General features: G+C 68.2%; 1 protein-coding gene. It reads left to right on the top strand.

All coding sequences use genetic code 11. The features are described from left to right. A partial coding sequence (locus KVS69_RS18690; protein ID WP_217539475.1) for a TolC family protein occupies positions 1-528 on the top strand: 528 nt, incomplete at both ends.

Consider the following 528-nt stretch of genomic DNA (forward strand, 5'->3'; position numbering starts at 1 on the left):
CAGTTGCCATTGGAGCCCACCCAACTGCTGGCCAACCTGGACCAGCACACACCACTACTGGGCTGGGAGGCACGCCAGAGCTTAGCCCAGGCCCAGGTGGATGCGGCCGTGGCCGAAACCCGCCCGGATTGGAGTGTGGAGCTCACCTACGGACGTCGCGAGCGCGCACTCGACGGCATGGCGCGCAGCGACATGCTCATGGTGGAAGTGGGCGTGGGCCTGCCGCTGTTCCAGAAGAACCGCCAAGCACGAGGCATCGTGGCACGACGGGCTGAGCTGGAGGCGGTGTCCGCAGAGCGCGATGAGGCCCGGCGCATCCAAGCCGAGTCGGTGCAACGCGCGATGGCGCGATGGCGCGGGTTAACCGGCCAGTTGGAGCGCCAGAACACGCAGAGCCTGCCTTTGGCGCGCGATCGCGCACGCACGGCGTTGGCCGCCTACGGCGCCGGTGCCGACCTGCAGCCGTGGCTGGAAGCGCGGCGCGATGAGATCGAATTGCAACTGGAGAACGCCCGTCTGCTGGGCGAA

Source organism: Stenotrophomonas sp. GbtcB23 (assembly GCF_019091045.1).
GTDB classification, from domain to species: domain Bacteria; phylum Pseudomonadota; class Gammaproteobacteria; order Xanthomonadales; family Xanthomonadaceae; genus Stenotrophomonas; species Stenotrophomonas rhizophila_A.